At 63.1% G+C, this 17,002-nt stretch carries 27 protein-coding genes; 1 reads left to right on the top strand and 26 read right to left on the bottom strand.

Translation table 11 applies throughout. The features are described 5' to 3' along the window. Positions 1-5: 5 nt before the first annotated feature. The 25 genes from HH800_RS29565 to HH800_RS05790 all read right to left on the bottom strand — a co-directional run bounded on the left by HH800_RS29565 (position 6) and on the right by HH800_RS05790 (position 16,281). Entirely contained in the window at positions 6-392 is a 387-nt protein-coding gene (locus tag HH800_RS29565; protein ID WP_081331792.1) for an HNH endonuclease, read from the bottom strand. Between the two features lie 66 nt (positions 393-458). Continuing rightward, positions 459-776 carry a hypothetical protein gene (locus HH800_RS05675; RefSeq protein ID WP_169860448.1) on the bottom strand — a complete coding sequence of 106 codons (318 nt, stop codon included), beginning with the start codon at positions 774-776 and terminating at the stop codon, positions 459-461. Between the two features lie 3 nt (positions 777-779). Continuing rightward, positions 780-1,736 carry a DUF2184 domain-containing protein gene (locus HH800_RS05680; protein WP_234781647.1) on the bottom strand — a complete coding sequence of 319 codons (957 nt, stop codon included), beginning with the start codon at positions 1,734-1,736 and terminating at the stop codon, positions 780-782. A gap of 7 nt (positions 1,737-1,743) precedes the next feature. Further along, on the bottom strand, positions 1,744-2,217 hold the full coding sequence (locus HH800_RS05685) for a structural cement protein Gp24 (RefSeq protein ID WP_169860449.1): 474 nt from the start codon (positions 2,215-2,217) through the stop codon (positions 1,744-1,746). A gap of 12 nt (positions 2,218-2,229) precedes the next feature. After that, positions 2,230-3,594, bottom strand: a complete 1,365-nt coding sequence (locus HH800_RS05690; RefSeq protein ID WP_235682030.1) for a DUF2213 domain-containing protein — start codon at positions 3,592-3,594, stop codon at positions 2,230-2,232. Positions 3,595-3,664: 70 nt separating this feature from the next. Continuing rightward, complete coding sequence (locus HH800_RS05695; RefSeq protein WP_169860450.1) at positions 3,665-4,534, bottom strand: phage minor head protein; 870 nt, start codon at positions 4,532-4,534, stop codon at positions 3,665-3,667. A 4-nt stretch (positions 4,535-4,538) separates the two neighbouring features. Further along, positions 4,539-4,724, bottom strand: a complete 186-nt coding sequence (locus HH800_RS05700; protein WP_169860451.1) for a hypothetical protein — start codon at positions 4,722-4,724, stop codon at positions 4,539-4,541. A 1-nt stretch (position 4,725) separates the two neighbouring features. Beyond that, positions 4,726-6,675 carry an anti-CBASS protein Acb1 family protein gene (locus HH800_RS05705; protein ID WP_169860452.1) on the bottom strand — a complete coding sequence of 650 codons (1,950 nt, stop codon included), beginning with the start codon at positions 6,673-6,675 and terminating at the stop codon, positions 4,726-4,728. 46 nt (positions 6,676-6,721) lie between these two features. Continuing rightward, a complete protein-coding gene (gene terL, locus HH800_RS05710; protein WP_206379194.1) occupies positions 6,722-8,233 on the bottom strand; it encodes a phage terminase large subunit in 1,512 nt (503 codons plus the stop codon). Then, positions 8,196-8,696: a DUF2280 domain-containing protein gene (locus HH800_RS05715; RefSeq protein WP_169860453.1), complete on the bottom strand. Its 501-nt coding sequence runs from the start codon at positions 8,694-8,696 to the stop codon at positions 8,196-8,198. The genes terL and HH800_RS05715 overlap by 38 nt, the downstream gene beginning before the upstream one ends. A gap of 14 nt (positions 8,697-8,710) precedes the next feature. Further along, positions 8,711-9,334 (bottom strand): putative metallopeptidase, encoded by a 624-nt coding sequence (locus HH800_RS05720; RefSeq protein WP_169860454.1) that lies wholly within the window; start codon positions 9,332-9,334, stop codon positions 8,711-8,713. A 142-nt stretch (positions 9,335-9,476) separates the two neighbouring features. Further along, entirely contained in the window at positions 9,477-9,716 is a 240-nt protein-coding gene (locus HH800_RS05725) for a hypothetical protein (protein ID WP_169860455.1), read from the bottom strand. Continuing rightward, positions 9,713-10,246 carry a hypothetical protein gene (locus tag HH800_RS05730; protein ID WP_169860456.1) on the bottom strand — a complete coding sequence of 178 codons (534 nt, stop codon included), beginning with the start codon at positions 10,244-10,246 and terminating at the stop codon, positions 9,713-9,715. Before HH800_RS05730 ends, HH800_RS05725 begins: the two co-directional genes overlap by 4 nt. Beyond that, on the bottom strand, positions 10,243-10,443 hold the full coding sequence (locus HH800_RS05735) for a helix-turn-helix domain-containing protein (RefSeq protein WP_169860457.1): 201 nt from the start codon (positions 10,441-10,443) through the stop codon (positions 10,243-10,245). The genes HH800_RS05730 and HH800_RS05735 overlap by 4 nt, the downstream gene beginning before the upstream one ends. Beyond that, the gene (locus HH800_RS05740) at positions 10,440-10,832 is read right to left on the bottom strand and encodes a hypothetical protein (protein WP_169860458.1); all 393 of its coding nucleotides are present in this window, start codon (positions 10,830-10,832) and stop codon (positions 10,440-10,442) included. The genes HH800_RS05735 and HH800_RS05740 overlap by 4 nt, the downstream gene beginning before the upstream one ends. Beyond that, positions 10,832-10,978: a hypothetical protein gene (locus tag HH800_RS05745; RefSeq protein WP_164546053.1), complete on the bottom strand. Its 147-nt coding sequence runs from the start codon at positions 10,976-10,978 to the stop codon at positions 10,832-10,834. Before HH800_RS05745 ends, HH800_RS05740 begins: the two co-directional genes overlap by 1 nt. Continuing rightward, complete coding sequence (locus tag HH800_RS05750; protein WP_155276457.1) at positions 10,975-11,115, bottom strand: hypothetical protein; 141 nt, start codon at positions 11,113-11,115, stop codon at positions 10,975-10,977. Before HH800_RS05750 ends, HH800_RS05745 begins: the two co-directional genes overlap by 4 nt. 265 nt (positions 11,116-11,380) lie before the next feature. Next, entirely contained in the window at positions 11,381-12,556 is a 1,176-nt protein-coding gene (locus HH800_RS05755) for a virulence-associated E family protein (RefSeq protein WP_235682113.1), read from the bottom strand. Between the two features lie 2 nt (positions 12,557-12,558). Next, entirely contained in the window at positions 12,559-13,323 is a 765-nt protein-coding gene (locus HH800_RS05760) for a hypothetical protein (protein ID WP_169860460.1), read from the bottom strand. Next, on the bottom strand, positions 13,320-13,640 hold the full coding sequence (locus HH800_RS05765) for a hypothetical protein (protein ID WP_169860461.1): 321 nt from the start codon (positions 13,638-13,640) through the stop codon (positions 13,320-13,322). The genes HH800_RS05760 and HH800_RS05765 overlap by 4 nt, the downstream gene beginning before the upstream one ends. After that, positions 13,637-15,046, bottom strand: a complete 1,410-nt coding sequence (locus HH800_RS05770) for a DEAD/DEAH box helicase (RefSeq protein WP_169860462.1) — start codon at positions 15,044-15,046, stop codon at positions 13,637-13,639. Before HH800_RS05770 ends, HH800_RS05765 begins: the two co-directional genes overlap by 4 nt. After that, positions 15,043-15,279 (bottom strand): hypothetical protein, encoded by a 237-nt coding sequence (locus HH800_RS05775; protein ID WP_169860463.1) that lies wholly within the window; start codon positions 15,277-15,279, stop codon positions 15,043-15,045. Before HH800_RS05775 ends, HH800_RS05770 begins: the two co-directional genes overlap by 4 nt. Continuing rightward, positions 15,276-15,701, bottom strand: coding sequence for a hypothetical protein (locus HH800_RS05780; protein WP_169860464.1), 426 nt, complete (start codon positions 15,699-15,701; stop codon positions 15,276-15,278). The genes HH800_RS05775 and HH800_RS05780 overlap by 4 nt, the downstream gene beginning before the upstream one ends. Beyond that, positions 15,694-16,005 carry a hypothetical protein gene (locus HH800_RS05785; protein ID WP_169860465.1) on the bottom strand — a complete coding sequence of 104 codons (312 nt, stop codon included), beginning with the start codon at positions 16,003-16,005 and terminating at the stop codon, positions 15,694-15,696. Before HH800_RS05785 ends, HH800_RS05780 begins: the two co-directional genes overlap by 8 nt. 3 nt (positions 16,006-16,008) lie before the next feature. Then, a complete protein-coding gene (locus HH800_RS05790) occupies positions 16,009-16,281 on the bottom strand; it encodes a hypothetical protein (protein WP_169860466.1) in 273 nt (90 codons plus the stop codon). A gap of 154 nt (positions 16,282-16,435) precedes the next feature. Here HH800_RS05790 and HH800_RS05795 point away from each other — a divergent pair, with 154 nt between their 5' ends. After that, the gene (locus tag HH800_RS05795) at positions 16,436-16,687 is read left to right on the top strand and encodes a hypothetical protein (protein WP_169860467.1); all 252 of its coding nucleotides are present in this window, start codon (positions 16,436-16,438) and stop codon (positions 16,685-16,687) included. Positions 16,688-16,750: 63 nt separating this feature from the next. Here HH800_RS05795 and HH800_RS05800 read toward each other — a convergent pair whose 3' ends face one another. Then, entirely contained in the window at positions 16,751-16,948 is a 198-nt protein-coding gene (locus HH800_RS05800) for a hypothetical protein (RefSeq protein ID WP_169860468.1), read from the bottom strand. Between the last annotated feature and the right edge of the window lie 54 nt (positions 16,949-17,002).

Here is a 17,002-nt window from a genome sequence, read left to right on the forward strand (position 1 = left end):
AGTCCTTACGAATAGGGCCGCCGCCGAGACTTCTGCACATAATCTCGGCTTTTGTGCGACTTCAAGCGGTGACAGTTGGCGCAAAGCGTCTGAAGATTATCTGGCGAATCGTTGCCGTGATCTCCGTCGATGTGATCAACATCGAGTTGGCAAGGATGCTCAGCGATAAAGCCGCATTTCTCGCACGCTGAACCGCGGTGCCGCTGATATGCCCTTCTTGCAAAGCCAGGCGGGCGGACCCACCTCGTCTTCCGTGGGAAGCGCCTTTCATGGCATGGCCTACAACGTGGCCTAAACGTTGTCTTGGTCTTTGGCGATTGCGGCCGGGCAAGGCAATCAATGCAGATTCCCCGAACAGTAGCCGGATCAGCATTTGCAGGTCGTCGTCCCATACCTTGCCCCAAAAGAATGGGCCGCCGCCGTGAAGCAGCGGCCCCGTTTGCCCCCGGAGGTGGCGGTTACTTCTTGGCGTCGGCGGGCTTGGTCAGCGCCTCGACCTGCTTGGTGAGGTCTTCCTTGTCCTTCGCCAGGCCGTCGCGCTCGGTCGTCAGGGCCTCGACCTGCTTGGCGAGGTCGGCGACCTGCGCGGTGAGGGCTTCGACCGCACCATTATCGCCATTGGTCGAAGCGTCGGCAGCCTTGCCCAGATCAGGCACCTTGCCATCGATCGTCTTCGGATCGATCTCGACGGTCTGGCCGGGATCGATCCATACGGTCGATCCACCCACGATATTGACGCCCTTGGGGCCGGCGGTGTGGTTCGTGAACGACTTCATGGCTTAGATCCCATCCCGGTAGCTGATGCCCTTGGGGCGATAGATTTCGGTCTGGCCGACGTTCATGATCCCGTCGACGCGCCAGGACATGGACGACAGCGGATGCAGCGGCAGGAAGGTGAAGGCGCCGGGCAGGAAGAATTCGAGGATACCCGGATTGCGCGCATAGGCGACCATGCGCTTGGTGCCGCCTGCGCCCGCCGTTTCCAGCTCGCGCGCCGGCATGATGTTCAACGGCAGGCCGGTGATCGCGGTATAGGCGTTGTTCTGCTGCAGGAACGCCAGCACAGTCATGCCCGTGTCGCCCATGCGCGTGGTCGAGGCATCGAGGAAGCTGGAGGTCGGCAGGAGCAGCGTGTCCGCGAGTTCCGTTTCCTTGGTGGCGGTATAGACATCGGTGAGCGCCAGGTTGATGTCGCGCGCCTTCTTGTCGGCGTCCTTTGCCGACCACGAGGTGACCGAACCGGTGCCATCAGCCGGGACGTTCGCGGTGGGAACGGTCGCGTTGTTAAGGAGGCCGGTGAAGCCCTTTTCCGTCGAACCGGTCATTGCCCGGTCATAGATGAACTTCTCAGCGATCTTGCGAGCGTCCGAGGCGTCGCGCGTGTTGATATCGACGCCCATCTTGGAGGCGCGATTGACCTCCTGCAGCGACAGTTCGTAGCCGCAGCCCGCCAGGTAGAAGTTGCTGACGCCCTGCGACATCTGGGCCGACACGTTGGGAATGTCGAAGCCCTTGCCCGAGAGATATTCGGCGCGGCCAGCGGGACCGTTCAGCGAGGTCACGACGGTGCCGACATCCCACATGTCGCCGTCTTCGTTGGTGGGGATGTACTTGGCATATTGGAATGCCGGGTACTTTTCCTCCATGACGGTGGAGTGAGTGCGATAGAGCGCGGGGCGGGCGAAGCCGATTGCCTGCTGCGCGTCGGTGAAGATCAGGCCAGTCATTTGGGTCATTTCCCCCTTAGCGGCGCACGATGCGGCAGATGCCGTTCGTCACGGTTTCGTCCGCGACCCACCCGGTCGCGATGTGGGTTGCGTCGGCAGCAGTTCCGCCAATGCCATCGGCGGCGCCCGCACCGGTGCCGACCGTGATCGCCGCGCCATCCGCCACCGAACCGGTGATGGTGACGTAGATTGCGCCATCGGTGAGGATGCCGGCGGTCGAATATTGCGGGTAGGTGTCCACCGCGCCGGTCACCACAGTCGGGACGATGCCGCGATCGGCAATGGCCCAGCCCAGGAAGGTGGCCAGCGTTCCAACGGTGGTGACACAGCCGTGATCGCCTGCGCCACGATAGAGCGGCGCACCGAACGCAGCGCCCGCAGCGGATTCGACCGTGCGGCTGATGCGGTTGGAGGTTTCGCCATTGGCGACCATGCCGGGGTAACCCTTGGCATAGTCCTCGGCGTAAGTGGTCTGGATGGTGATTGCCATGTCGCGGTTTCCTTACGCTGCGGCCGAGGTGGCGGGGGTCTTCCAGGCGTTGCGGCGCTCTTCACTGGCTTTGCGCTGAGCATCGGCGAACGCGGCCTCGGCATCACCGAAGGTCTGCACACCATCCGAAATCACCTGCCGCAGCGGGTCCGCCGGCTTGGCGTCCTTGGTCAGCACAGCGAACGAAGCGGCGATCGATTCATCCGACCAGTCCTTGGCCTTCTCGCCCATGTGCTTGTCGACGGTGGCGCGCATGATCTGCGCCTCGTCCATCGCGTCGGTGACGGCGATGCCGAGGGTCTTGGCCTTGTCGGCGGTCTGCATCAGCGACTTGCCGGCTTCACGAAGCTGCGCGGGCGTCGGCTTGGCGTCCTTCACCTGCTGTTCGAGCGTGCTGATCTGCGCGTCCTTGGTCTGGCCGGCAGCGGTCAGGGTCGCCACCTGCGTTTCGAGGCCGGCAACCTTCGCTCCGGCCGCATCACGCGAGGCGATGAGGGTCTTGATCGTGGCCTCGGCCGTATCGGCGTTGGACACGTCGACGGTCAGCCCGTCGATCAACATGGTCTTCACAGGCTTCTCCTGTTCAAGGATGTGGAAGGGGTAAACGTCCATCTTCATGCCGGCCTCGCCGGACTTGGCGTCGCCGCCCCCAAGTTCGGCCAGCGCGTTCTTCATCTGCTCCATCATGAGCATCTGACTCTTCTCGCCCTCTTTGCCGGTAGTCGGGGCAGAGCCGTTCATGTGTTTCTCGTGGAGCGCTATGGCCTTCTTGAGCCATGCGGCGGCCTCTTTCGCTCCATCCTGCAACGCGATAGGCAACGCGTCGCAGATCGCGGCATCGCCGATGCGGCACGACGGACCGGCCCTGCCACGGTCCACGATTGCGACGTGATTGCCAGTGATGGACTTCTGACGGGCAACGCACTTAGTGCCGTCTGCGGCGGTGAAGTCGCCGAACTCCAGATCAGCGGCATACCCGTTAGACAATTCGCGCTTGCCGCCATTCACAGCCGCGATTGCGCTGGCATCTGTCAGCAGAAGGTCGAACGCGAGATATTCACCGTCGCGCATCGCACCCATGACGACACCGCGCGCATGATCGCGCCAATTCCCGGCGTTGACGGCCTCGCGCGGGTGATCGTCGGTTACGGGCTTGCCGATGAAGCTGTGCGCGGATTTGTTGTCGAAAACGGCGCTGTCATCGCGCAGGACATTGACCATACCAGCGTCGCGCAGGCCGTGCTTGTTGTCGGGGTCGATTTCGCTGCCAAGGTAGGCGTAGGTTCCGGTCCTGGCCGCCTTTGCCCGCACAGCCATGTAGCCGTCAGAAGTCCGGCGGGGCGCGTCAAGGGTCAGGGCGTCGGAGAATAGCACCATGGGGCTTGTCTGCCGCATGGTCTTGGCTAGGCTCTACGGACGGGAGGGCTTCCCTCGGCGGGGTGGTCAACTATTCGATCTTTGAAAGGAGAGGGATATAGCTCTGCTTCCTGCATCCACACCAAGGTGGTGAACTCGGCTCATCCCCTGGCTCGATCACATCCCCGCCAGACATTTTTGAGCCATCAGCGTTCACTTGCCGGTTTCCGTTTAGCGTGTAGATGCGGCCGTCCCTCTCCTTGTGGGTCGATCGCGGATGCAGCTTCCCGGAATGACGGTATTTCCATAAGCTGATTCCGGCATTGGCCATCCTCTCGGTATCAAGAGCGCCTGAGAGTTTCGACACTTGGTCGGAGGCTATGCCGGTCGCTCGCGTTCTCCCCATTCCGGTCGCAGATCGTATCTCTTTCGCCACGTCTCGGATTGGCGTTCTGTTCTGATACCCACGGAAAACAGCATCAGAAATTCTCGCCTGCGCCTGGTCACTGACATTGCGGACAAGCGCGGCGTTCCTCGCGAGAAACGTGCCCAGCGTCTCTTCGACATCCTGCGCTGACATCAACATGTCTACATCGATGCCTACGCCCGCTTTCACCGACGCGGCGAACTTGCTCCTATGCACCCTTTCAGCCCTGACCGCGAAATTACGCAGTCCCGGCGCGATCCGTGCGGTGAGGATCGTCAGGAATTCCTGCGCCACGCTGCTGATGGCGGCCTGCACCTGATCCACGGTGTCGACGGTCAGGGTGTCAGCGGTGGGGAGAGGCTGCGGATCATAGCCGGCAAGGATGCGGTCGATGTTGTCGGCCCATATCTGCCAGGCGGGCGCGTAGATCGCGGCTAGGTCGGCCGCGGCGGCTTGGGTCGGGATGATGGGCCTGAGAACAATATCCCGCCTCTTGCCTGCCTGGCGAGCCATGCGGGGGAGGGAAAAGCTCATGATACTACTGACCGCCGTCCTTGCCTTCAAATGACCGGATAGCGGCAGATGCGACCGCCTCCCAGAACAGTCTAATGTTTTCTGGGGTGCCGGAGATGGAAACAGATGCTTCGTGGCGTCGCCCCATCATTCCCTCATGCATGGCCGCTTTTGCCGCAGCAGAGATCCGCTTGTGTCCGGCAACGTCCATGTCAGGCCTCCGCGATCTTCGATTTCCAATCCAGATCGAGCGCCTCGAAAATCTCAGGCCCGAACCGAAGCGCGCCGTTGAACGGCTTGAGTGCGTCAATGTCGACACCCTCGGGCGCAGTGTAGCTGATGGTGACGTGAGGCATGTATTCCGGCCAGTCATGCGACCCGCCGGCTTCGATCATATCCTTGTGTCGCCAGTCCAGATCGGGGCAGGCAAAGCGCAGCACGACGGCGTTCTCGCCCAGCTTCTCGATGACGCGCGGGCCACCGGGGCGAACGATGATCTGGCCCTTCTCATCCTCTCGCCAGTCGCGGCCCATCTTCATGGGGTCGACCGGGCTGCGGGAATAGAGGACGGACACGTGCATGTCGCTGGCGGGCAGGGTGGTGGCAAAGCCGTTGTCCTTGGCCCATGCGATCAGGTCGGCGGCGTTCAGCAGCTTGCGCTGGACATAGAGCGGGCGCGGCGTGGCGTCGGATAGCCAGGTCGCGGCATCATTCACAGCACGGCGGGCGGGATTGGGGTCAGCATTCCCGCCGCTGCCGGCAGATCCCTGACCACCTCCTTTCTCTCCGAGGGGCACGATCCCCAGTTCGGATTCTTCGCCGCCTGGCTCTTCACCGGCGGCCTCGGCTTCGTCCAGCGCCTTGTCCAAGCCCGGCAACCACTGGTCGTCGGACAGCATGGACTGCGTGGCCTTCTCGATCGCACTCGACGGCAGCAGCGCTGCATCGACGTAGATCTTGATCGTCTCGGCCTTGAGCTTGTTGGTTTCCGCCTGCTCCTTCTCGCTGGGGAGCGAGAGCGGCGACCACTTATAGCTGATTTCCTTGGGCCGACTGCCGAGCGCAGACGGGATCAGCGTGGCATCGAGGCGATCGACCGAGGGCGACAGATAGAGCCGCTGCTTGCTGCGGATCATCGTGTGGTAGTTCTGCTCGTCGTGGTCGCCGGTGCTATTCATGCCCTGCGGCGCGCGGCCGAGTAGCCGAGTTGCGGGGATATCGGCGGCACCGGCGACGACCGAAAGCAGCGCTTCGATCATTTCCGGCATCCCGGTCAGCGAAAGCTGGCGCTGGGTGAACTCATCGTCCTTGTCGAGATAGACGCCCCGCAGCGAGGATTTGCCCGCATCGGTATATTGCACCCGCTTGCGCACCTCATCCTCGTTGCTGATGAGGTTCTGCATGAAGCCCGACAGGCGGTAGACGTCGATCTTCGCCTCATCGATCATGCGCGCGAAGCCGTCATTGGCCTTGATCGCGTTCTTCACGGCCCGGTCGATGCGGAAGACGATGCTATCGCCCCAGAAATGATCTTCCCATGTCACGCCGGGGAAACGGGGCACAGGCGAACCCTTGAAGACGATCACGCGGGACGGGTGGATCTTCGGGTTGTCGAGCTTGCCGTTGATCTGGAAATACTGGGGCTGGCCGAACCATGTCGACGTGATGTCGCGCTGTTCCTCGCCGATCGTCAGTTCCCAGCGGTTGAAGACGTGAACATATTTCAGGCTGTCCTTGCCCGGCTGCGGGGCGGGGGCTTCTGGGTTGGCGTCACCATATCCGAGAAGCATCGCGCCGCCGCCCAGGCGCCCGTAGGCGATGGCCTGCTGCACCTTGCCGACGATATCGAAATTGCGTTCAGCCTCTTCCAGCGTCTCGATCTGGGCCTCATCAGCCTGCCAGTCGCGCCACTCCCGCACCATGTCCTCGGCGGGAATGTCCACGATCTTGCCGAGCAACCAGTTGGTCCGATAGCCGGAGACGATTTCATGCGGCGTCATCGGCACGAAATGCCAGGAATCCCAGACGCTGCGGTCGATCCCGGTGCCTGCGCCGGTCACGCCGTTGACCAGCCCACCAAGGCCGTCCCGCACCATCGGCACGACATTGCTGCGCGCGGCAGATTGGATCGGGTTGCCGCGATGGTCGAGCAGTTGGGCCATGCCCGAACGCTGCGGCGACAGGGGGGGATATGCTACGGACGGTAGGCTATAGGGAGGCGCCCCACGAAGCGCCGCCACTCAGCATCGAGGCCACCGCATCCATGAGCGGGTCCACCTGATCGTCCCATCCGGTGCCGAGGCCGTCGAACATCTGCAACTCAGACCGCAGCGCCGGCGTCCACTCCTCATTGGCTGGCAGGTGGACCATACCGGTCGAGATCCATGGTGCGGCGTCAAGCCCTCGGGTGTATTTGTCGCGGTCGCGGGGGATGCCGATGATAGGGACGCCCTTGGTCTTGAGCGATTGAATCAGGCCGGTGCCCGACGCCTTGTCTTCGACATTGAAGCCCCGAACGACCTTGCCGACATGCTTGTCCCAGAAGGCGCGTGCCGTCGTTTCCAGTTGGGGCGCCTCCCATTTTCCGCGCACCTGATCGACTAGATAGATTGCCTTGGCACCCTGTGCCTTGCCCCAAAGCTGGATGACCGAATAGTCATTGCGTTCGCCAGTCTTCTGCGCAGTATCGGCGAAGATGGAGTAATATTCCATGGGCGGCAGGTCGGTCCACCATTTGAAGCCCTCCATGTTGAACAGCGCGCCCTCGATCGACACCGGGCGCTGCATGTATTGGCTGGCGAAGGTGTAGGCGTCAGCTTTCAACACCTCGATCTCATCAGCGTCGTGCTTCTCATCCCACAAGGGGCCGTCAGGCAGGCCATGCAGGATCGGGATGCCATGGGTCCACTCAGGCGGATAAGCGTCCGTGCTGTTGATCAGCACCGGCAGGTTGAGGTGATGCCACTTTTCGCCCGTTCCGCCGGTCAGGAGGTGCCCAACGAAGTCGTCGGAATGCAGGCGCTGCATGATGACGATGATCGGCACATCGTCATGCGCGAGGCGCGAACGGAAGGTGTTGGTGGCGCGCTGGTTGACCGTCTTCCGCTTGGCGACCGAGAACGCGTCATCGGGCTTGAGCGGGTCATCGATGACGAGCGCGCCCGTGAAGATGGTTCGGTCCATGTATCCGGCGCGGAACCCGGTGATAGGGCCGCCTGCTGCCTTCGCCAGCATCCCGCCGCCTTGAGCCGTCTTCCACCGATCCTTGGCCTTGCTGTCAACGCGGATGGTGACGGGCTTGATCGACTGGTAGCCATCCAGGGCGATGAGCTGCAGCACCTTGTCGCTGTTCTCGCGCGCCAGGTCGTCGGAGAATGTCGAGTGAATGAACCGGGCCTTGGGGTTCACATGGAAGCCCTTGGCGATGAAGTTGACCACCGCCGCTTCGGTCTTCGTGTAGCCGGGCGGCACGTTGATGATGAGGCGGGTGATTTCGCCGCGCAGGACGCGATCAAGCGTTTCACCGATCACCCGGTGATGCGGTCCTTCGATGAACTCCATCCCTTCGCGCTCGGGGAAATACCAGCGCGCGAAGTCGAGCAGCTTGCCTTCAGGGGCGAGGGCCGAGGCCTTGCGCTGGGCGACGACGGCCGCGAGTAAGGCAAGACGCGCAGCCTGATCGTCAGCCGGTGATACCAAGGGCGCTAGGGTCGATGCCAAGGCGTTTCGCCTCCTCAATCAGGTTGGCCGGAGTCCGGTCCTCGGTTTGGATCGGGCCGCCATTTCGCCCGGTCAGTTCGCGCCGGTTCGTGTAGGCATTGCCCATTTCTTCGGCGGCCTGCTTGTTGATGGCGGCCGCAAGGGGGTAATTCCCTTTCCTCTCAGCAGCCTTCGCCATGCGCTCAAGGGCGCGCAGTCTGGTTGCCCTGTGAGCGATCGGTACGAGCGTTGCCTCATTGATGAATCCGCTACGCGCCGCCTCAAACATCTCGCGCCATTTCGCGGCCAGATTGCGGCCGGCGTGCTTGGTGGGATCGTGCCCCTCAACCGCTTGACGCGACACGTCAACGCCGAACTCTTCCTTTACCGCTGCCACAACCTGGCTGGGCGTGTCAAAGGCCGCCAGCGCATTGATGATGAAGCGCTTAATCTCGTCTGGAATGCTTGGTTGCCGGGCTGCCATGCGTCAAATGTCCGTCAAGCTGCCGTGCGTAGGCAAGTGCCGCACGCGCCAGCGATCGATGCCGCGCCGATCAGCGGCTTATGGTTGGCCACCTCGACCATCGCAGCAACGCCAGGATCGATCGCCCCATAGCGCGCTACGACCCCCACGAACTCCTCCACGTCATGACCAAGGATCGCGAACGATGGCGTCCCGTCCTCTTTGAATTTGGGCATGCCGTATTGGTCCATCTTCTGGGCGCAGTGGTAAAGCTCATGCTCGACCAGGGCGCAGAACGAAGCGTCGTCCATCCCGTGCGCTGCCGGCGCGCTGAACGTGATGAGGAAATCCGGCATGTCGCCGAACCATTCTTCGACCTGCTGAATCGCGCGCGCCCGCTGCCACTTCCCCATCGCCATGGGCGGCATCAACTCAGCCTGGCCGATGACGCTGCGCATGGCACGGCTGTTGTCGCAGTTGGTCCAGAGGACGCCCAGCTTGGCGTCGCGCAGGTGCTGGTGGTCGACGTTGAACAGTTCGCTCCCCTCATCGAGAAAGGTGTCCCGCAGCCAATCCAGAACTTCGGGCGCTGGCATGAAGCGGTCAGCCATCTCGATATCGGAGAAGGTGGCTAGATCCTCGGGCGGGTAAGGTCTCATGCCTCCCACCCCACGCACGCCACCCGACCATCAGGCGCGGCCCAACGATACGCGCCGCCCTCCAACGCGATGTCCTGAGGATCGCCGCCACGCTGACGGACGAACGATTCCATGATGCGCAGAGCCGCCGCTTGACGATCACTCATCCCTTCCGCCTCCCAGCCATATCGCCCTGCCGGGCCTTGCGCGCCACAGTCATGAACTGCTTGCGCTCCAGTTTCAGGTTCTCAACGCCGCCGGCCATCTCCTGCCATATGCGCTTGCGGTGGTTCCGCATGTTGTAGCATCGCTCAAGCTTGCGGTGGCCTCCTTCGCGGAAGGCTTCGGCAAACTCTGGCGGCACGGGCCACAACTTCTTCGATGATGGGCGTTTCCACTTCATACGTCGATCAAACCCCCGTTTGCCTTGGTCGCGATTTCCAGAAAATCGATGCGGGCCTGCTTTGGCGCGCGGTTCCATGCGTGCTGCATCGCCATGAGGGAGTGATATTCCCACTCCTCCGGGGTCAGCATCTCATATCCCCCGATCTGGGCGCGCCGGCTGATCGTCTGCTTGCGCAGGTCATCATCGCTCCAGTGCTGGCGCTTGGCCTCGGTCAGCAGTTCGATCTGCTCCTGCACCGGCAATTCGGCCACATGTGCATGATGCTCGACCGTCAGGCTGGTGTCGCGTAGGTGCGCCGGGATCGCCGCTGCCTTGTGGATCAGCTTCAGCTTGGCCGGACCGATGCCGAGATTGTCTGCCAGGAAGTCGAAACGGGCCTGATCGAGGTGCCCGGCGGCTTTGCCCTCGACCATCCAGTCAGCGATGGCCCAATCGACATCGCGGCGCTTGGCGGCGAGCGTGCGGCCCCGGTCGATCCATTCCTCGGCAGGCGATACCGCCGGCTCAATCACAGCAACAGCATTCATCCCATCACCTCCCTCAAATCGACCCCACACCCGGTAAGCACGCGCTCCATGCGCTCGACGCGTTGCTGCGTTGGGGCGCGGGCGTATCGGCTGCCGGGGGATTCCCAGCGCTTGGTGGTCAGCACTGACACCCCCATGGCCCTTGCCCATTCGTTGCGGGTCATGCCGGATGCCTGGCGGGCGGCGCGGGGGTTCATGGGCGCTGCTCCTCGACCTTGAACCGCTCATATTCAGGCGCGCCGAAGATCATGAACCCGAAGAAGAAGCTGTTGCCCAAGATCAGGCCGCCCCAGAATTTCACCGGGTGGTTGCGGAACGATTTGTGGCCGATCAGTGCGGCTTCACGATGGGAAAGCGCCATGGGCACGGCCGGCTTGCGGAAACGGAAGGCGGGCCGGATGACCTCAGATACGAGGTAGGAGACGGCTGCGACGAGAAGCGCCGCACCGGCCAGCCCCGCAATGCCCAGTAGCCCCGAAATCGCGATCAGCGCCTTGGGCGCTTCATCAGCCGCCAGAATGATCCATGCGCCACCGATGCCGACGATGGCCGTTGCGAGTGCGGCGGATATCCTTCCCCAATGCATCACTTCCTCCCCTCAACCTTGGCGATCTCATCCCGAACGAGGGAGCCTGCGTCCCACTGTCCGGAGAGGATCGCGCGCTGGTGATACGGCTGCGCATACCGGGCCGCGACGTTCTCGCGGGCTTGCTGGAGGGTGGTGGGGGTCATCGTCCTGCTCCCAATGTGTCGAAATAATAGCGAGCCCAATCGATCCTGAGATTGAGGCGGCGAGCTTCCTTGCCGGCGTCCTGGCGCGATGGCCGGTTCTTCAGCACGAAGCAGATGAAGGAGGTGAGGGGGCTCATGCGGCGGCTCCGTTCCCACGTTCCCACGTTCCCACCGCCACAATACTTTTATATTTTACCCCTCTCCCTATTCTTTCCCCTTTTTGTTCAAAGGTGGGAACAAATAGGGTGAAAGGCGCAGAAAACCGTGCGTTCCCACCTCGTTCCCACCTCTTGAAAAGGTGGTGACAGGAGGTGGGAACACGACAGGCGGGAACGAAAACTTGAAATATTGTTTCAAGAATTCCCGCAAAGGTGGGAACAAGGCGCGAGGTGGGAACAGCGATCATGGCAACCGCCTCCAAGCCCATATCGGCTTTGCTCCAGGCGTTGGGCGCGTCTTCACCCGCTCAAACCCGATCTGCCCCAGAGCCGTTGCCGCGCGCATCTGGGCGCGCTTGTCCTTGCGTTCATGGGGGATGCCGAGCTCGGTCAGAGCCTCGTCGGTTGTCACGGCCGTCCTGCCATACAGCTTGGCCTCCAGAATAGGCGCCCATGCGTCCTCTTCCTGCCTCTCAACCTGCTCAGACGCAGCAACCTTGTTCTCGTCGCCCTCCAGCCACCAGCGCTCGCCGGCGCGGTAGCGATGCACAGCCTCGGCCCAGAGCTGATCCCGGCTGCGCAGGATGCCCTCGATATCGATCTTGGTGACGGTGACCGGCCAATAGCGACGGTTGCCGGTGCTGTCGGTCAGGTAGCCCATGCTGTCGGGGTTGATCGTGCCGAAGAAGATGCATCGCCGGGGGTGCGTGCTGGCCATCTTGGCATAGGGCAGCACGACGCGATCGGAGCGCATCGAAATCAGCCCTTTGACCGCGTTCATGTCCTTGCGGATCACGGCGACGAACTCGGCCAGCTCGACGCACCATGCCCCCATCATCTGCATGACCATCTTGTTGTGCTGGTCGAACAGGCTGACGGATTCGGCGGTGTAATCCTCGCCGAACAGCGCGGCGATGGCGCTCGACTTCTTGAGCCCCTGTTCGCCCTCCAGCACCAGAACGGTGTCGACCTTGCAGCCCGGCTCATAAGCGCGCGCGACTGCGCTGATCAGCACTTTGGGCCCGACCAGGCGCACGAAGTCCGATGCCGGCGCGCCAAGCAGGTGCGGCAGCCAGCGTTCAAGCCGGGCGGTGCCGTCCCATTTCAGCGCGTTCAGATAATCGGTGACCGGGTTGTAGCTGTTCTCGCGGCAAACGCGGTCGATCGCCGGGCGGACATCGCGGTCCTGGGGCTGGTAATTATTGCGCTCGATGATCAGCCGGATATCCACGATATCGGGATCCTCGATCGGCTTTCCGTTCCACTCGATGCTCTGGGTCATCTCGTTGAACCGCAGGCTCTTGCCGAGCCCCTGCAGCCCGCGAAGATGGGCGATCGTGTTGGTCAGGTTACGCTTGGGCCCCTTGTCCCCCATCTGGAGGTTGTGGCGCCAGGCGTTCAGGTCGATGACATTCGCCATGGTCACGCCGCCCTCCCGATCTGCATGGCGCTCTCGACATGGGTTATCCGGGTCTGGCGGAAGATGGCCTTCTTGAGCCGCGCGGCATCGATGCCGTCACCCGCCGTGATGGCGGTCACGCGGGGCCACGCGATCTTGTCCTGGTTCCCGATCGCAAGAGCGGACGGTGCGCCAAGCCAATCCGGCGCGATATTGGCGACGCGGTGCGCCTGCTCGCGGCGATAGAACCATTCCACGGCGCTGGCGGCGATCTCTCGGGCCCATGCCTTTGCGTCTGCCATGACGCTGAAACGGTCTGCGTCATCGCAGCGGATCAAAGTGTCGGTGTCGCCACTATGAAGGGCGGCCGCGCCAGTGGCGGGGTCGATCAAGACAATATCCTCCGGTTCGGCGAATTTCGGGCCCATGGGGCAGGGGATCGGCAGCGGCACGGCGAGCATCCATGTCTCGGCCTTGAACGGCGCGAAGCAGGCCAGCGCTACGGACATGTGCGGGTCTTCCGCGTCGAGATTGAGCGCGCGAGCCTTCCATGCCGTGGCGGCGCGCGGGTTTTTCGCCTGCGCACGGACAGCCTTGCGCCAGCCGGTGCCGATCGTGTCGCCAAGCATCGCGTCGAGGGCGCTGATCATCTGGCGCTGGAATGATGCCGCCTCGCCATAGGCATGATGGCGGGCATATCCGGTGACCACTTCGGCGCAGTCGGCCGCGATGGCGTCGAAATAGGGGCGTGTGGGCTGGGCCACGTCGATGATGTCGCGGTGCCTCATGCCAGGCCCTCCGACTTGAGACAGGCCATGACCTGATCGACGCTGCGGGCCTCGATGAAGACGCCATGGCTGCGGATCACGGCGTCGCGGAACCGACGCTGCGGTGTGGACAGCTGGCCCTTGCCGGTCTTGCATTCGATCCCGACGAACCGACCCTTGATGCAGGCGAGTATATCGCTGGAACCGGTCAGGCCGGATTTGAAGGGCTTGCCGTCGCGCGTATAGGCGAGCCCCGGCGTGTCGTTGCTCCAGCACAGGCCGAGCGGGGAAACGGCCAGCAGGATCGAGCGGACAAGATCAGTGTGGGCAGCGTTCATCCGTAGCGCCTCCCGTAATCAGGCTGATATCGGGACCGGGCCGCCTGCCGCGCGGCATGGAATTTCGACGCCCAAGCTACCGGGTTCTTGTATCCACGCGCCTTGCCGAGTGCGATCAGGTCATCGACGCTCTGGGCCCGGCGCTCCTCTTGCTTGCGGGCGGCGCGCAGAACCGCCGGGTCAACCTCGGCCAGTTCACCGTCGCGCTGCTCGATCTCGCGCCCCTGTGCTTCAGGCACATGGCCGCACTGTGGGCACTTCGGGGCCGGGCGGTAGACATGGAAGCATTCGAGACAGGTCTTGATCGCGACCGTGGCCTTGTCACTGGCCTTGCGCTTCTCTCTGTCGGCCAATGTCCATTCCCGGTCATCGTCGGGCAGGCCATGGTTCAGGCTGTTGCCGGCATGATCGAGAATGATCGCCTCAGCCTTGCCAGGCGCCGGGCGGAGCGCGCGGCCCACCTGCTGCAGATGAAGCGACAGGCTCTTGGTCGGGCGCAAGAGAATGACGGCTTCGATCGCGGGGACGTCGAAGCCTTCGCCGAAGAGTTCGCAGTTGGTCAGGACCAGCGTTTCGCCGGCGATGAACCGCTGGATCGCCCCATCACGCGATGCGGCGTCCATCGTGCCATCGACATGCTCAGCCGGAACGCCGTTGGCATTGAACTGCGCGGCGATATGCTGGCTATGCTCGACGTTGACGGCGAAGGCGACGGCGCGCTTGCCACGGCACAGCTTGAGATAATGCGCCACCGCGTCGCCAGTGATCGACGGCTTGTCCATGGCGGCGGCCAGGTCGTCCTTCTTGAAGTCGCCGGCCTGAATCTTGATCGCGCCGGTATCGATCTGGGTCGGGGCGAACAGGCGATATCGGGACAGCGCGCCTTCATCCATCAGCTCGGAAACGGTGGGCCCGTTGATCATGTCCTCGAACCATTGGCCGAGCCCCTTGCCATCGAGGCGCCAGGGCGTAGCGGTGAGGCCGATGATCTTGGCATCCGGGAATGCCTCGAAAACCTTCTGCCACTGGCTGGCCCCGAGGTGGTGGCATTCGTCAAAGATGATCAGGTCAGGCGGCGTGAGGCTGTCGAGCCGGCGCGCGACCGTCTGGATGCTGCCGATCTGAACGCGCTTGGCGGGATCGGAGGAGTGGCCGCCGGCAATGACACCGTGCTGGATGCCCATGGCAGCGAAGGTCTTGGAGGTCTGGCCGATCAGCTCGCGGCGATGGGCAAGCCACCAGCAGATATTACCCTTGGCGCTGCTGCCCTCGATCATTTTCGAGCCCGAAACGGTCTTGCCGCCGCCGGTCGGGAGTTGCAGCAGGACAGCCCGCTTGCGCTCGCGGAACGCTTGGCGTGCGCCATCGAGAAGGGCGGTTTGATAGGGGCGCAGGGTGACGGTCACAGCGCCAACCTCCGTATCGCTTCCCGCACAGTGGGCGGGGAACAGCCGATCTTGCGAGCGATGGCGATGGGGCTAAGGCCCTCACCCTTGAGTGCACGGACCTGCGCATCGCGATCAGCCCGGATATCGTCATAGACGTGCGCGGGCTGGAGGATCACACGACCGACGTTGCGGGTCGCCGCCTTCGCCTTCCGCACAGCCTCAGCCAGCGCGGCTTCCTGGGGGCCGGTCATGCTGCCACCGCCCGAAGGCGCGCGGCCTTCGCATCAAGGGCATCGTCCTCGCAGTCGCTGATCTCGCGCCCGCCGGGGCTATCGGGATGGTGCGCGGCGCCCTTGGCGGCGAGATAGTCGCGGGCGACCCGCTCCATTTCGTCGTGATCGATATCCTCCGGCGCGCGGACCATGAGGCAGCCGACAGGCAGCAGGAGCGACAGCAAATCGTCCGGGATGGCGCGAGCCTCTGCCAGCGCATAGACGACGCCCATCGGGATCATTGCCGGGCGTTCCCCGCCAGGCAGCGGGAAATAGCTGGCGATCGATGAATAGCTGATCTCAGCATCCATCGCGACGACCTTGAGGGCGATGCCCCGGCGATCGAGTTCACGGCGGATCGCGGATTGGCGCTCACGCACAATCTCGTTTCTGTCACGCATGATGTCGGACTGCCTTTCCGTTAGCGGTTGCAGCATGATCGAGAGTGGAAACATTGGCGCCGAGAGCCGGAGAAGGGGAACGACCCTCGGCGCCGTCCTGGGTGCGACCCTCAGGAACAGAATTGGTGGCGGACGAACGATCGCAGGGAACGGGTGCGACCGGACGCCCGCCGACGCCGCCGTTAGGCACGGTGGCGATGGCAAAGAACCGCGCCCCGAAGCCGAAGCTATGACCGCCGACCTTGACCGCGCAGGGGGCGTGGATCGGCGTGGGGGACAGGTGATCGGTGAGGGGGTGGGACATGTGCTAGGCCGTTACCTGCGGGAAACAGGGGCAATTGGCTCGCGAGCAGACGAAGCCCATGACAGCCTTCATTTCCAAGCCGCATTCGCCACAGACGCTGACCGTGCGGTTCGGATTGAAAGGGGCGGCAGGAACCTTTGGCTTGGCAGGGATGAGCGGGACGCCGATGCGCTTCGCCTTCTCCGCTGGCGTCTCCTTGAGATCGCGCATACGGCCCTGCTCACGGATCAGGTCCAGCGCCCGCCGGCCAAGCTCTTGCTCGCGATAGGCTGGCATGGCGCACGGGCAGACGGGATCGCCGTTCTGCGGGCCGATGCAGTTGCAGGCGCGGGCGCCGCCGGATGCGCATGCGTAGCTCACGCCGCCGCGCTCGCGGGCTTGGTGGACTCTCCGGCTTCGCTAGGCTCAGATGCCTGCGAAGGAGAATCGCATGAAGTGGAAGACAACCCCGGATGGGCAGAATGTTGCAGCGTCGCCGGTCGCAGATTGGCTGACTGCGAAGATAGACGACTATTTTCTAATCCAGCTTCGGTATCAGACAGAAGATGAGCAGGGATCAGAACAGTTGCACGATCAGCCATTCGTGCTTCCTGTGGCGCTCGCTGAACAGCTTGCAGCCCAGATACTGGAAACGTGCAGGACTGGGGATGAGCGGCAGGGCAACCCCGCGTCTTTGCAGTAGCTTCCGCGTCGCTGAGCCGCTCGAGCAGCTTGCCGTAAGTCACGGGATCGAACAGGGCGCCGCTCATGCCGCCACCTGCTTGGTGGGGCGGTAGGTGGCCATGAAATGGCGGATCTTCCGCTCAGTCTCGGGCCATAGCCGGCGGCCATTGCGCAACTGGCGGACGAGGTGCCTATCCTTCATCGCGAGGTCGCCGAACGTGGCGGCTCCCAACTCCTGAGCGTCGAGAAAGGCTTCGATGTCTGAGAGTATGGTGTCCATGGATGTGGACTATAGGTGTGTCCAAACACACCGTCAAGGTGTGTCCGATGCCCC

The sequence above is a fragment of the Sphingobium yanoikuyae genome (genome assembly GCF_013001025.1).
Classification (GTDB): Bacteria; Pseudomonadota; Alphaproteobacteria; order Sphingomonadales; family Sphingomonadaceae; genus Sphingobium; species Sphingobium yanoikuyae_A.